This is a genomic window from Johannesbaptistia floridana, from assembly GCF_057440575.1.
On record NZ_JALKVM010000219.1, the window covers coordinates 1 to 13,660 of the forward strand.

Here is a 13,660-nt window from a genome sequence, read left to right on the forward strand (position 1 = left end):
GCAAGGCTTGCGCCCTAAAGCAAGGCTTGCGCCCTAAAGCAAGGCTTGCGCCCTAGGGTCTGCTATACTTTAAACAATCTGCTTAAATCACCTTGCATTGTAGATAAAATAGAGTTTTCATATTGCTATTCTTCCCTTAGTAGGAGCTTTTTTCTCAACCTTCTAAAGAGCGGGTGGGGGGAATCGAACCCCCATCATTAGCTTGGAAGGCTAAGGTTTTACCACTAAACTACACCCGCATTTGCTAACTTTGTTATCATAACATAAAAAAATAAAATGTGTCAACAATTTGTTTTTTTCTGGTTTTAAAATATAGGAATTGCTCTGTTATAGCCATAGTGTATAAGCGAACATGATATGAGTCGTGCAACCTAACACATAACAGTTGGAGATAATGAGTAATTTGTTGGGTTTCGTTACCTCAACCCAACCTACAGGCTACGTACAGGCTACCTTCTTACTCATTACTTCAAGACTCATTACTTCAAGACTCAACCACTACAACTACTAATATAATGTTGGGTTTCGTGCCTCAACCCAACCTACAGGTTACTGGCTTCTTACTTCAAAACTCATTACTTATTACTCATTACTCATCTAGGTGCGTTACGGGCTTCGCCCTAACACACACTACTAATACTATAAAACTACTTAACCTGTATACCTCATCAAACTTAAAGACGCTATATGAGTTTAATGCTATGCTAAAAGCAGTTTCTCTATAGATAGTTAATATAAGTTAAGTAATGACAGAAGTACCGAAAAAGGTGTGTATTCTTGGGGGAGGATTCGCCGGGTTATATACAGCCTTACGCTTAAGCGAACTTCCCTGGTTAGATTCTCAGCAACCAGAAATAACCTTAGTAGATAAAAATGAAAAATTTTTGTTTTCACCCCTTCTCTACGAATTAATCACAGGAGAGATGCAAGCATGGGAAATTGCGCCAGCTTTTAGCGAAGTTTTAGGAAATGTCCCAGTAAGTCATCAACAAGCTGAGGTGAAAAATGTTGACCTAGGTCAAAATCAAGTGTACCTAAATGATGATTCCAAGCTAAATTATGATTACCTAGTTATTGCCACAGGAGGAGATACTCCTACAGATTTTGTTCCAGGTGTAGATACTCACGCCTTTACTTTTCGTACCTTAAATGATGCCTACTCACTAGGGAATAAACTCAAAGAATTAGAAAATAAACCATCAGAATATATTCGCACTGTAATTGTTGGTGGTGGTTATAGTGGAGTTGAATTAGCTTGTAAAATAGCAGATCGTCTGGGAAAAAGAGGACGTATTCGTATTGTAGAGCGCTCAGAGATGATTCTCAGAAGTTCCCCTGAATTCAATCGAGAAGCGGCGACAAAGGCTTTAGAAGCCAAAAAGGTATGGTTAGATTTAGATACAGAAGTAACAAAAATTAACTCAGATAACTTATCGTTAAATTACAAAGGCAAAATAGATAATATTCCTGTAGATTTAGTAATTTGGACAGTAGGGATTAAAGCATCTCCTTGGTTAGAAGGTCTCCCCATTGAAAAAAGCTCTCGGGGTTTTATCAATACTAACTCTTACTTACAAGTATTAAATAACCCGGAAATCTACGCTTTAGGAGATATAGCTGATTGTCTTGATGCCGAGAATAAACAAGTGCCCAAAACCGCTCAAGTAGCGATTCAACAGGCAGACTATTGTGCTTGGAATATTTGGGCTAGTTGCACAGGACGTCCTTTATTACCCTTCCGTTATCAAAATTTGGGAGAAATGATGACTTTGGGGGTGGATAATGCTACTTTGACAGGTTTAGGCTTAAAAATAGATGGTAGTCTAGCTCATACGGTGAGACGTTTAGTTTATCTCTATCGTTTACCTACTCGTAAACATAAATTAACCGTGGGATTAAATTGGCTAACTCAGCCTTTGGTGGAGTTATTTGTAAATAGTTAAGGCTAATGTCACAACCAAAAGTTATTTTTCTAGATGCAGTGGGCACCCTGATAGGTCTTCGCGGTAGTGTGGGAGAAATCTACAGCAAGTTAGCGAAAAATGCAGGAGTAGAAGTAGATTCTTCTGTGGTTGATCAAGCTTTTTATCACAGTTTTCAAGCTTCTCCTCCCTGTGCTTTTCCTCATGCTTCTTTAGAGGAAATTCCTAGTTATGAATTTGATTGGTGGCAAAAAATCGCCTATGCTACTTTTTCCCGGGCTGAAGTTATTAATCAATTTAAGGACTTTTCCGCTTTTTTTGCGGAATTATATGAATATTTTGCTACCTTTAAACCTTGGTATGTTTATCAAGATGTGATTCCGGCTTTGATACATTGGCTTGACCTTGGTATAGAGTTGGGAATTATTTCTAATTTTGATACTCGCCTGAATACTGTGTTGGCAGAATTGGGGCTAACAGAATTTTTCGATAGTGTGACTATCTCTTCTCTAGTAGGGGCTGCCAAACCAGATAAACAAGTTTTTTGGAGTGCTTTAGAGAAACATCAATGCACACCATCGGAGGCTTGGCATATTGGTGATAGTTTAGAAGAAGACTATCAAGGGGCAGTTGCTGTGGGAATAGAAGCTTTTTTAATAGAAAGATGAAATCTTTGGTGAATATACAGTCAGAACAAATTTTAGCTTGGATAGCAGAAATCAAAGAAAAGGCTACCAAAGGTAACATGATTCAATATATACCTTTGCTGGAGTCTATTAATCCTGAATACTTTGCTTTTTGTATTCTTAGAGAAAATAAAGAGATTTGCAGCTTGGGAGATCAACAGGCTACTTTCCCTCTGATGAGTGTGATTAAACCCTTTTTGTTGTTATATATTCTCTTTTTTAGAGGGGCAGATGAGGTTTTTCAAAAAGTTGGTCAAAAACCCTCTAGTTATCCTTTTAATTCTTTAGAGCAATTAATCATTGATGGTGGTTTTCCTAGGAATCCTATGCTTAATACTGGGGCTATGACTTTAGCTTGTCTTCTTCCTGGAGAAGATAGTTACTCTAAATGTGAAAACTTGCGTGTATGGTTAAATAGTCAATCTGATTCTCAATTATTTTTAAGTGAAAGTATACTAGGTTCTGTTAATTCTCAACCTAATGTTAAAAACCAAAGTTTAATTAGAGAGTTGTTTGATAACGGTTACATCAGTGACCCGGAAGTTGCTTTAGATACTTATAATCGTATTTGCTGTCTTGGGGGAAATATCGAAGATTTAGCTAAATTAGGCAGTTTACTGGTGTCAGGAGAAGGTAATAGTAAGATTGTGCTAGATTTAATGCTTAATTGCGGTTTATATGAAGCTTCTGAAGAATTCTCCCAAAGAGTAGGCTTACCAACTAAATCGGGGGTAAGTGGCGCTATAGTTTCTATTGTACCTAAACAAGGGGCGATCGCCTGTTATAGTCCTCCTTTGGATCAACAGGGTAACTCTGTGGCTGGTTTATGGTTGATTGAAAAGATTGCTCAGAATCTGAAATTGTATAGAGAATAGGAAATAGGGAACAGGTAAGCTTGGAATAGGAAATTATACTAGATCCGGTTGTTGAAATAGCCCTTATCAAAAAGTCAGATTTTGGACTAAAGTCCAACTACGAACCTCGTTTTAACTGGGTTACTGGTGCAAGATCTAAGTATAATCAAGAATCTATGCAAAAATCTTAATACATAAAAACTACCTAAGGTTTAAAGCTTGTTCAATCGCTTCTAAACCACAACCATTAGGTGATTGAGCCCATTGAAGTAAAGCAATAGCTCTTTCGGTTCGTGTCTGATTAGCTCCTGGCATTAAATGATTAGGAATGTTGAGAGTGAACATTAATCTTTCAAATTCGGGATTCGTTATCTTTTCCAGAATAGAAAGTAGTTTCTCTATCTTTTTTTCGCGTGACGGAGGATCTATAGAAGGAGTAATTTCTTTTTCATCAAGAAATAAATAACCATCTACAGCATTCATATAAATTACAGGAATAGCAAAATCTTTTTGCTCATATCCTTTATCAAGACATAGGTTATATCTTGCTTGTTGTACAGCTATTTCAACAGAATTACCATTGACAATTTCCCCATAAAAATCTCTAACAAAACTGGCTGCTGTAAGATTAGAAACCTTATATTGCATCGCTATCACTATAGGGATACCCTGAAGCATTAAACGATAAGCTAAACTGCTGAAGGCATTGGATTCAGATTGTTTTGCTGTTTCACAGGCTTGTAAAATGACAATTTTAGGAAGATGCTGCTGAAATAAGATGCTAAAAAATGCCGCTTCTCTCCAATCGGCATTCCCTGAATCGTCTATAAAAGCTATTTCTCCTACTTGCTGATTATTTTTTTGAATTAACTGACCATGACCGATAAAGTGAAAAATATCAGGTTTATTCTCTCTTAATCGAGAAGAGACCTTTCTAGGAGTTGCCGGGTTAATTACTGGTAAAAACTCAATTTGTTCTTGTTGACTAGCTAGTTGCTTTAAATGCTCTTGTATCTCCTGATATTCTACATTCATGAGCTTAGGTTCAGAAGTGGGTTTAGCTACAGCTAAAGCTATCTTTAGTTTGTTGTTTGGTTCAATTTTAATAGAGGTTTTATTTTGTTTTTTTAACTTGTATCTAGTCCGAAAGAAACATATTTGAGGATGAGTTGCTAAGTGAATATCTTCTTGATTATATTTCTCGGGCAAACACATGAATTCCCAAGGATAAGCTACTACTTCAGGCATAGCTGTCTCATTAATTTCCAGGACAACATTTAATATTTGACCTTTTGTAACTTCATTGTTTAAAAAGGCTAAAAAATCATCTTTCAATTGAGAATCAAATAAAGCCTCGAATAAAGCCTCTCCTACTTTTTTGATTTCTTCACCTTGTAAATTTCCAGGATTTTGTAACAAAGTTTGAATGTTACTTGTTATTTTATCATTACGAAAACTGCCAATAGATTCATCAGATTGCTGGTAGTTAGGAGTCCATTTTTCTACCAGTACAGTATTTTCATTAGGAACACAGATATGATATTGATAAGTCATGATAAGAATATCTTTATTAATAAAAAATTGCTAGAGATTTAAGTTTGAGGTAATTCAATTTGCCATGTTTCTTTTGTTCCAACAGCAAAACTTTTCGCTGCTTTTTCTTTACTACCAAATAAATTGCTTAAATAAGCTGGTAATGCTTTCATTACATGAACCAGTTCTCCATTTAACCAATCGATACTTGGCTCAATCCAAACCTTTCCTATTAACTCAATAGATTTACATGCTTTTGGTACATGAAAAATAATATTAAATTTCACTTCTGATTGACCTTTAATTTCTGGTCTTTCGAGTCGCCAAAAACATTGAGAATTATGTTCACCCTGAGCAAAAAGATTAAATTTGCCCAGTTTATAACTTAAACCTTCTAAGACAAGAAATGAGTTTAAAGCATTATCACTGTCTAATTTAGCTTTGAAATCTTGAGAATTAGCTAACTTATTGATTACTGGAATTTGATCATCATCAACTCCTACAGCAACATCGAAGTTACCATCTAATCCCAGATTAACTTTGACTCCTGCATTGATAATATCTGTCCATTTGCTGTTAGGAATAATGCGATATACCACTGGTTCATCTTGTCCTTTAGGACCAAAATCAAGTTGACATTCTAATTTTGAAATTAACACACTCGATTGAGGACGAGGATTCACAATTACTATCATTGAATAGAAATCATAATTTTTCATCAAGTCTGATATATCTGGTTTTAGTTCTATATTTCTTGCTTTAAAACTTTTTTCTGTAAGAGCGATGGGAATAGGTTTTCCAAAAGTTACAGTTGTTTCTTTGAGCATTTGAACTGCACTAGAGCCTCTGGTTAACTTTTCAATTTCTCCCCCAGATAATTCACTTTCTTTGACTCTTACTTCTTCAAATAAATCATTAAGTAAACTTTCAGCTTCATCGAGATCAGGTGCCGGATTAAATTTTTCTTCTATCATCTTTAATTTATTTATTGTTTCTATTTTGTTAATCTATGTTTTGAAAGTAGATTCTGACTTCAGCCATGGTATTACATTGTCTCTAATTTTACCATCTTTACTCACATCTTCCACCAGTACTTATGTACCAAATTATTGTGGTCATCTATGGCCCCGGATTTTAAATCCGGGGCCATAGATGACCGCATAAGCAAAGGGAAAAAGTTCATTTCTCTTTCGCCGAAGATCGCATCAGGAGAACAAAAATACTGAAGACGCCTTTTTGGTCAACCAATTTTTAAGGGCGATCGCATTAATTCTTTAACCGGTGATGAGTTTACCGTGGCAGATGTAGCGGTTGCTGCCTATTTAGCTTTTATTCCTATGGCATTAGCTGATTTTGATTTAAGTCCCTATCCAGCAGTAAAGGCATATCTCAAACGAATTGGCGATCGCGAAGCTTTTCAAAAATGTATTGGTAAACTTCCTGATTAATGATTCTGTGTGGAAAAATAGTAGTTATTGCTGCTCTAATTTTTCCACCACATCACAAGATAACAAAGCTATCTCCCAAGCAATAAAAGTTACTGCTTGGGATTAATTTTGTACAGGATAAAAAGATTTTTATTTTATTTTGCTGTCTCAGTTCTTTTTAATTGAGATATGAGTTTGTAGTAGGGCTTTAGCCCTATTAATGCTCAGGGTGTGACAACAAACTTAAATTGGATGAATACTTACGGTCAAAGTTGGGGAAGAAAGAAGTTGATCATAAGAAGCGATCGCACATTGTAGACTAGGTGAAGCAATGATTTGACAAGGAAATCAGAAGCTGAAAATAAATCCCTGTAGATATATGAAGACTTTTTAATTTTCCTCAACCATTTGTAAAATTTGATTGTATAACGCTTTGGAAACTCTAAATTCTGATGTGGCAATTAAAGCATCCATTAAAGGCTTAACAGCAGAAATGATGTTCTGGTGTTTGGCTTCAACTAAGATACCAAGCAATCCAATAATTCTCAACCCTAGACGATTTGCTTCTGTCCGACCTCGACGTTCATCGATTAATAGTAACTCAGCATTCATTTCTAAAGCAAGAGCAATCGCTTCAGATTCTCCTGGATCTAACTTTGCTTGATGTTGGAGCCTTTCAACAACAACAGAATTTGTACCTTGTACAATTTCTATCCAACTGACAGATTGAACTTCTTTGGCTCCAGGACATGGTGGCTCAATATCTACAAGCTCACGATAAACAGCTTCAGGGATAAACACTTGAGCATAAAGTTGAGGCAAAAGTTCTAAATGTTGAATTGCAGCTAAATTGGTGATGACTGATGTATCGCTGATGACAATCAAAGACGTCCTAACTCCCGTAAGTTTTTTAAGTCTAGTTCAAAGTCTTCAACATCATAGGCGTAGAGAGGAATTTGCCGTTGTTTAAGCAGTTGACGAAAGTCCTTAACTTGCATTTCTGCTAGTTGACTAGCATAACCTAATGTTAAGCGACCTATTTGGAACAAGTGTAATGCAATTTCCAGGCGAAACTCCTCTGGGGTGAGGTGAGAAGCCTGCACAATTTCATCTGAAATAACAAGACTCATAACTTTATTTGTTTTGTCAATTATGTTTTTATACTCACTTTTTATTTTATAGCGCTACGCATTAATATGTTTGACATTTTTCAGCTCCTCATATCTTCCACCAGAACTTATGTACTAATTTTTAAGGAAAAATGTTCTTTATGGTTAATTCTCTATAATCTTTGTCTCCTAGGGGTTTAACATCAATTCTTTTACTTCAAAACTTCAAGACTTCAAGACTTCAAGATTCATCTCCCACCAGTCTGTAGGTTGGGTTGAGGCACGAAACCCAACAATTTGCTGTTATAGCAAGCTCGCCAATAGATGTTGACAAAAATGATGAAAAGCCCCCCTTAGTAAGGGGGGTTGGGGGGAAAAGTTTGTGATCAATGTTGTTAACACCACTGCGGTCACTGCTATATGTGTTGGGTTGTACGACCTTTAACTTAGGTTAATGATTTTTACGACTTATCCTCTGGAAGCTGTTTAACATCTGTCTCAGTCCCTTTTAACTGTTGAGATAAACTTTCTATTCTAGAGTTAAGAGTAAATTTACTCCGTTCGTAATTAGAAGCGATCGCCAAAAAAGCACCTCCCAATAAGTATAGGGGAAGAGGTGTAATACTCAGATATTGCATCTTTACCCAAAGTTACTGGTGGTGATTGAGTAATGAGTAAGGAGTCTTGAAGTCTTGAAGTAGAGAAATGAACTTTTTCTGAGGTTAATTTAGTACATAAGTTCTGGTGAAAGATCTGAGTAATAAACTGTTTAACCCACATCACCAATTGCACTAAAACAAATAAAACTACAGTAGTCTGTAGGTTGGGTTGAGGCACGAAACCCAACAATTTGCTGTTATAGCAAGCTCGCCAATAGATGTTGACAAAAATGATGAAAAGCCCCCCTTAGTAAGGGGGGTTGGGGGGAAAAGTTTGTGATCAATGTTGTTAACACCACTGCGGTCACTGCTATATGTGTTGGGTTGTACGACCTTTAACTTAGGTTAATGATTTTTACGACTTATCCTCTGGAAGCTGTTTAACATCTGTCTCAGTCCCTTTTAACTGTTGAGATAAACTTTCTATTCTAGAGTTAAGAGTAAATTTACTCCGTTCGTAATTAGAAGCGATCGCCAAAAAAGCACCTCCCAATAAGTATAGGGGAAGAGGTGTAATACTCAGATATTGCATCTTTACCCAAAGTTACTGGTGGTGATTGAGTAATGAGTAAGGAGTAATGAGTAAGGAGTCTTGAAGTCTTGAAGTGAAAGAAGTCTTGAAGTCTTGAAGTAGAGAAATGAACTTTTTCTGAGGTTAATTTAGTACATAAGTTCTGGTGAAAGATCTGAGTAATAAACTGTTTAACCCACATCACCAATTGCACTAAAACAAATAAAACTACAGTAGTCTGTAGGTTGGGTTGAGGCACGAAACCCAACAATTTGCTGTTATAGCAAGCTCGCCAATAGATGTTGACAAAAATGATGAAAAGCCCCCCTTAGTAAGGGGGGTTGGGGGGAAAAGTTTGTGATCAATGTTGTTAACACCACTGCGGTCACTGCTATATGTGTTGGGTTGTACGACCTTTAACTTAGGTTAATGATTTTTACGACTTATCCTCTGGAAGCTGTTTAACATCTGTCTCAGTCCCTTTTAACTGTTGAGATAAACTTTCTATTCTAGAGTTAAGAGTAAATTTACTCCGTTCGTAATTAGAAGCGATCGCCAAAAAAGCACCTCCCAATAAATATAGGGGAAGAGGTGTAATAAACTGTTTAACCCACATCACCAATTGCACTAAAACAAATAAAACTACAGTAGTTAGTAACCAAACATTCATATTTATTCACCTAATTAACACCAATTAAAGCTTCCATCGTAGCCTTCACAGAATCTGCTAAAGCTTGGAGATGATAACCCCCTTCTAATCCTAAAAGAATTTTAGGCGTAACTGTTAAACAATACTCGGTAAACTTGCCATAATCTTGAGGTTGCAAGGAAATAGAGGCCAAAGGATCTAACTCATTAGCATCATAGCCTGCACTAATAATTAATAAATCTGGTTGAAAACCTTTTAAAAAAGGGATAACTTTTTCCACAAAAGCTGGTTCATAGTCAGCCATGGTACTTCCTGGCGCCATGGGAATATTTAAAACATTGTTATGTAAACCGCGATCCTCCGCTTTTCCCGTACCAGGATAACAGGGATACTGGTGTAGAGAACAATAGGCGATTTGGGGGTTAGATTCTACAATTGCCTCAGTCCCATTGCCGTGGTGTACATCCCAATCCATGATAGCCACTCGGTTAACATTACCTTGAGTTAAGGCATAGTTAGCGGCGATCGCTGCATTTGATAATAAACAAAAACCCATAGCATCTCTACTGGTGGCGTGATGTCCTGGAGGACGCGCTAAAACAAAAGCTGGCTTCCCTTCAGCTAAAACATAATTTACTCCATCTAACCAGGCGCTAACGGCGAGTAAAGCTACATCATAACTAGCAGGAGACACAGGGGTATCTAAATCTATGGCACCTCCTCCCCTTGCTGCTATTTCCTTAATTGTTTCTATATGTTCTGCACTATGAATTTGTTTCACTATAGGTAAGATTTTACTTTCACTCACTGGTGTAGGTATTTGCCATTGTAGTTTTGAGTTCCATGGTGAGTTTTTTAACTCTTCTACTGTATGACTTAGACGTTCCGGTCTTTCTGGATGTCCTGCCCCCGTTTTATGTTGCAAAAATTCTTCTGAATAAATTATTTGTAGCATACTTTTAAATGATATTTTAGTTAAATTTTAGCTTTTTAGATCTTAAACTAACTTAAAATTCTTTTACCCCTACATAGTACTAGCGTACTAACTAAGGAGCAAGAAAAACTCATTTTCTTGATGACCGATAAATTCATAAAGCTTAATATTGTGAAGAGAAAAATGATAGTATTGTCACATTTTTTGTTAATATCTTAGAGAAACTTAAAAAAACGTTACTTAAAAAAAATAAATGGACTTATTGATAGTAGGTGCTACAGGAACATTAGGTAGACAAGTGGCGCGTCAAGCCATAGATAAGGGACATAGAGTCAAATGCTTAGTGAGAAACTACCAAAAAGCCTCCTTTTTAAGAGAATGGGGGGCAGAATTAGTACTAGGGGATTTCTGCGATCGCGATAGCTTACCCAAAGCCTTAGAAGATGTAGAAGCAGTTATAGACGCGGCTACCACGAGAATTAATAGTTCCCTAAGCATCAGACAGGTAGACTGGGATGGGAAAGTTAACTTAATACAAGAAGTAAAAAAAGCAGGTATCGAAAGATACATATTTTTTTCAATTTTGAGAGCAGAAGAATATCCAGAAGTTCCCTTGATGGATATAAAAAAATGTACAGAAGATTTCTTAAAAGAGTCAGGATTAAAATACACAACCTTTAGACTAGCAGGGTTTATGCAAGGTTTAATTGGACAGTATGCTATACCTATGTTAGAACAACAAGCAGTTTGGATAAGTGGAGAGGCGACTCCTATAGCTTATATGAATACTCAAGATATTGCTAAATTTACCATACTTGCTTTAGAATTACCAGAAACAGAGAAACAAACTTTTCCCTTAGTGGGTCCTCAAGCTTGGACTGCTGATGAAATTATTGCTTTATGCGAAAGGTTATCAGGAAAACAGGCTAAAATTACTCGGTCTCCCTTAAACTTGTTACGTTTCCTGCAAAATGCAGCCCGCTTTTTTCAATGGACACAAAATGCAGCAGACCGTCTGGCTTTTGTAGAAGTATTAGCCGGAGGAAAAGCACTAGATGCGTCTATGGAAGAAGTTTATCAAGTCTTTGGTCTAGACCCCCAAGCAACCACAACTCTAGAAGCATATTTAAAAGAGTATTTTGACCGTATCGGCAAAAAGCTTAAAGAAGTGGGTTACGAAAAACAAAAGAAACAAAAACCAAAAAGAAGTCCTTTTAAATCAAAAAAATGATTTAAAGAGCAAAAAAGATGACAATATTAATGCAGTTAAGGTAAGTTATTGTGCCAAAAGCAGGCATCATTTATAACGACGACAAACCAATCGCTTGTCGTATAGCTAATAAGCTCGAAGATAAGCTGAAAAAAAGAGGATGGGATGTGGCGATCGCCACAGGCTTTGCAGGTATTTTAGGATATTCTCGGCCAGATCGTCCTATCTGTAACCTTCCTATTGCCCAAATGTCTCCTCCTAATTTTGATAAAGATATAGATTTTGGCGTAGTTTTAGGGGGAGATGGTACCGTTTTATCCGCATTTCGCCTCCTAGCTCCCTTAAATATTCCTCTCCTTACAGTAAATACAGGTCACATGGGTTTTTTAACCGAAACCTATGTTAATCACCTTTACCCAGCTATTGAAAAGGTTATCCTGGGAGATTATACTGTAGAAGAACGCGCCATGCTACAGGTGGAATTGTATAGAGATAAAACTCCCTTTTGGGAAGCTCTTTGTCTCAATGAAATGGTGGTCCATCGCGAACCCATGACCAGCATGTGTCACTTTGAGATACAAATAGGTACACATGCTATGGTAGACATTGCCGCTGATGGTGTAATTATATCTACACCCACAGGATCCACAGCTTACTCGATGAGTGCTGGGGGACCTGTATTAACACCAGATGTAAAGGTATTACAATTAGCTCCTATTTGCCCCCACTCTCTAGCATCAAGGGCCTTAGTTTTCTCTGACAGGGAAAAAGTAAATATTTACCCCGCTAACCCTAAATCAATGGTAATGGTTGTAGATGGTAATGGTGGCTGTTATATCCTACCAGAAGACAGAATACAGGTACAGCGATCTCCCTATTCGGCTCGTTTTATCCGTCTCCAAGACCCGGAATTTTTCCGCATTCTTAGAGAAAAACTTGGTTGGGGTTTACCTCATATCGCTAAACCAACTTCTGTAGAACTTCCTTGACTCCCATCAAAACCTAAAAGTTACTTGTGGATGAATAATGAGTAATGAGTTTTGAAGTAATGAGTTTTGAAGTAATAAGTCTTGAAGTCTTGAAGTCTTGAAGTAAAGCGATAAGAGTGCGAGATCTCGCCATAGGCGAGTGCGCCTTACAAAATAGCGAGTAGGTTGGGTTAAAAGTCGTGCAACCCAACACACACCCTTTAGAGATAATCAAAGAGATTGTTGGGTTATCTCCCTGCCCAACCTACCTGGTGCGATCGCCCTGCTTTTAATTCTTCTGCCAAAATAATTGAAATAGTTAAAAACAAGGTTCGTAGTTGGACTTTAGTCCAAGAGATACATAAAATATTATGTGATAATTATTAAAAATGATATAGAGATGGGTGCAAGCAAGAGCGCCCCTACATCAGGGAATTAATCAAGTTACACCACAACGAAAACCATTTTCATTTGTAGTGTAAAGCTACGCTTTGATCTTCCCAGAATTTATTAAACCAATTGTACCGTAGGTCACGGGCGATCGCTTTTACTTTGTTGACTATATTTAGTTCGGTATTTCCTTCTAATCCTGCGGGTCTGAGTTTAACCCTGCCTTCATTTTAAGCTTGTTTTCACCTCGTTAGTTATTCTCCTCTAATGATTTTCATTTCTGCTGAAGTTAAGCCATATAAATGGCCTACTCTTGCGTCTATTTCTGCTTCATATTCTTCTACTCGCTTTCCTTTGGCGTCTAGACATTTTTGTACTAGTTTTTCTATGATTTTGCCCTCTGTTTCTGTTACTTTGGGTATAGGGATTTTTTTTACATAAATAGATTTAAACCTAATTCCTTTTTCTCCTAATCCAGGACAAGTGTATGAAACAAAAAAATTATTTAATAGAGAATTAAGCGTTGCTAATAAAAATAAGGATTGTTGGGGAATAAAAAAAACTGTACAATCTGTATAAAATAAATCGTTGGTAATTGTAAAAGATGATTTTTTGGCAATATCAGGATAAATAATTTTAGGTTTTTCAAATTCTTGCCAATAGGCGACATTATCTTGAATTTCATACCATTTATAGCTACCTGCTTTTCTTCCTCCTTTTATACCAGGTGTTAATCTATCTTTATACTGAAGCAAATAATTTTTTATAGCCGGATATTCTTCAATATTTATTCCACGTCTTGTAAAGA

Annotated in this window: 16 protein-coding genes and 1 tRNA gene; 7 read left to right on the plus strand and 10 right to left on the minus strand. The window is 36.7% G+C overall.

Going from position 1 to position 13,660, the window contains the following annotated elements:
• Nucleotides 1–168 precede the first annotated feature (168 nt).
• Nucleotides 169–239 (minus strand) — tRNA-Gly (locus MW688_RS14250).
• A gap of 507 nt (nt 240–746) precedes the next feature.
• Here MW688_RS14250 and MW688_RS14255 point away from each other — a divergent pair.
• The 3 genes from MW688_RS14255 to MW688_RS14265 are packed head-to-tail and all read left to right on the plus strand — an operon-like array spanning nt 747 to nt 3,483.
• Nucleotides 747–1,943, plus strand: a complete 1,197-nt coding sequence (locus tag MW688_RS14255; RefSeq protein WP_486736681.1) for an NAD(P)/FAD-dependent oxidoreductase — start codon at nt 747–749, stop codon at nt 1,941–1,943.
• 5 nt (nt 1,944–1,948) lie between these two features.
• On the plus strand, nt 1,949–2,590 hold the full coding sequence (locus tag MW688_RS14260) for an HAD-IA family hydrolase (RefSeq protein WP_486736682.1): 642 nt from the start codon (nt 1,949–1,951) through the stop codon (nt 2,588–2,590).
• Nucleotides 2,587–3,483: a glutaminase gene (locus tag MW688_RS14265; protein ID WP_486736683.1), complete on the plus strand. Its 897-nt coding sequence runs from the start codon at nt 2,587–2,589 to the stop codon at nt 3,481–3,483. The genes MW688_RS14260 and MW688_RS14265 overlap by 4 nt, the downstream gene beginning before the upstream one ends.
• A 180-nt stretch (nt 3,484–3,663) precedes the next feature.
• Here the strand turns inward: MW688_RS14265 and MW688_RS14270 are convergent, their stop codons facing one another.
• Complete coding sequence (locus MW688_RS14270) at nt 3,664–5,016, minus strand: CHAT domain-containing protein (RefSeq protein ID WP_486736684.1); 1,353 nt, start codon at nt 5,014–5,016, stop codon at nt 3,664–3,666.
• 38 nt (nt 5,017–5,054) lie between these two features.
• Complete coding sequence (locus MW688_RS14275; RefSeq protein ID WP_486736685.1) at nt 5,055–5,969, minus strand: hypothetical protein; 915 nt, start codon at nt 5,967–5,969, stop codon at nt 5,055–5,057.
• Nucleotides 5,970–6,260: 291 nt separating this feature from the next.
• On the opposite strand from MW688_RS14275, the gene MW688_RS14280 reads away from it, so the two are divergent.
• A complete protein-coding gene (locus tag MW688_RS14280) occupies nt 6,261–6,443 on the plus strand; it encodes a glutathione S-transferase family protein (RefSeq protein ID WP_486736694.1) in 183 nt (60 codons plus the stop codon).
• A 369-nt stretch (nt 6,444–6,812) separates the two neighbouring features.
• Here MW688_RS14280 and MW688_RS14285 read toward each other — a convergent pair whose 3' ends face one another.
• The 6 genes from MW688_RS14285 to MW688_RS14310 all read right to left on the minus strand — a co-directional run bounded on the left by MW688_RS14285 (nt 6,813) and on the right by MW688_RS14310 (nt 10,305).
• Nucleotides 6,813–7,307, minus strand: coding sequence for a PIN domain-containing protein (locus tag MW688_RS14285; RefSeq protein ID WP_486736686.1), 495 nt, complete (start codon nt 7,305–7,307; stop codon nt 6,813–6,815).
• Nucleotides 7,304–7,552, minus strand: a complete 249-nt coding sequence (locus MW688_RS14290; RefSeq protein ID WP_486736687.1) for a UPF0175 family protein — start codon at nt 7,550–7,552, stop codon at nt 7,304–7,306. The genes MW688_RS14285 and MW688_RS14290 overlap by 4 nt, the downstream gene beginning before the upstream one ends.
• A gap of 440 nt (nt 7,553–7,992) precedes the next feature.
• Nucleotides 7,993–8,169, minus strand: a complete 177-nt coding sequence (locus MW688_RS14295; RefSeq protein WP_486736688.1) for a hypothetical protein — start codon at nt 8,167–8,169, stop codon at nt 7,993–7,995.
• Between the two features lie 376 nt (nt 8,170–8,545).
• The gene (locus MW688_RS14300; protein ID WP_486736688.1) at nt 8,546–8,722 is read right to left on the minus strand and encodes a hypothetical protein; all 177 of its coding nucleotides are present in this window, start codon (nt 8,720–8,722) and stop codon (nt 8,546–8,548) included.
• 415 nt (nt 8,723–9,137) lie between these two features.
• Complete coding sequence (locus MW688_RS14305) at nt 9,138–9,371, minus strand: hypothetical protein (protein WP_486736689.1); 234 nt, start codon at nt 9,369–9,371, stop codon at nt 9,138–9,140.
• A 10-nt stretch (nt 9,372–9,381) separates the two neighbouring features.
• A complete protein-coding gene (locus MW688_RS14310) occupies nt 9,382–10,305 on the minus strand; it encodes a histone deacetylase family protein (RefSeq protein ID WP_486736690.1) in 924 nt (307 codons plus the stop codon).
• Nucleotides 10,306–10,537: 232 nt separating this feature from the next.
• Here MW688_RS14310 and MW688_RS14315 point away from each other — a divergent pair, with 232 nt between their 5' ends.
• The 3 genes from MW688_RS14315 (at nt 10,538) to MW688_RS14325 (ending at nt 12,849) form a co-directional block, all read left to right on the plus strand.
• Nucleotides 10,538–11,515: an NmrA family NAD(P)-binding protein gene (locus MW688_RS14315; protein WP_486736691.1), complete on the plus strand. Its 978-nt coding sequence runs from the start codon at nt 10,538–10,540 to the stop codon at nt 11,513–11,515.
• A 50-nt stretch (nt 11,516–11,565) separates the two neighbouring features.
• On the plus strand, nt 11,566–12,483 hold the full coding sequence (locus MW688_RS14320; RefSeq protein ID WP_486736692.1) for an NAD(+) kinase: 918 nt from the start codon (nt 11,566–11,568) through the stop codon (nt 12,481–12,483).
• 219 nt (nt 12,484–12,702) lie between these two features.
• Nucleotides 12,703–12,849 (plus strand): hypothetical protein, encoded by a 147-nt coding sequence (locus MW688_RS14325; RefSeq protein WP_486735688.1) that lies wholly within the window; start codon nt 12,703–12,705, stop codon nt 12,847–12,849.
• Nucleotides 12,850–13,106: 257 nt separating this feature from the next.
• Here the strand turns inward: MW688_RS14325 and MW688_RS14330 are convergent.
• The coding region (locus tag MW688_RS14330; protein WP_486736693.1) for a TaqI-like C-terminal specificity domain-containing protein at nt 13,107–13,660 on the minus strand (554 nt) is incomplete at its 5' end.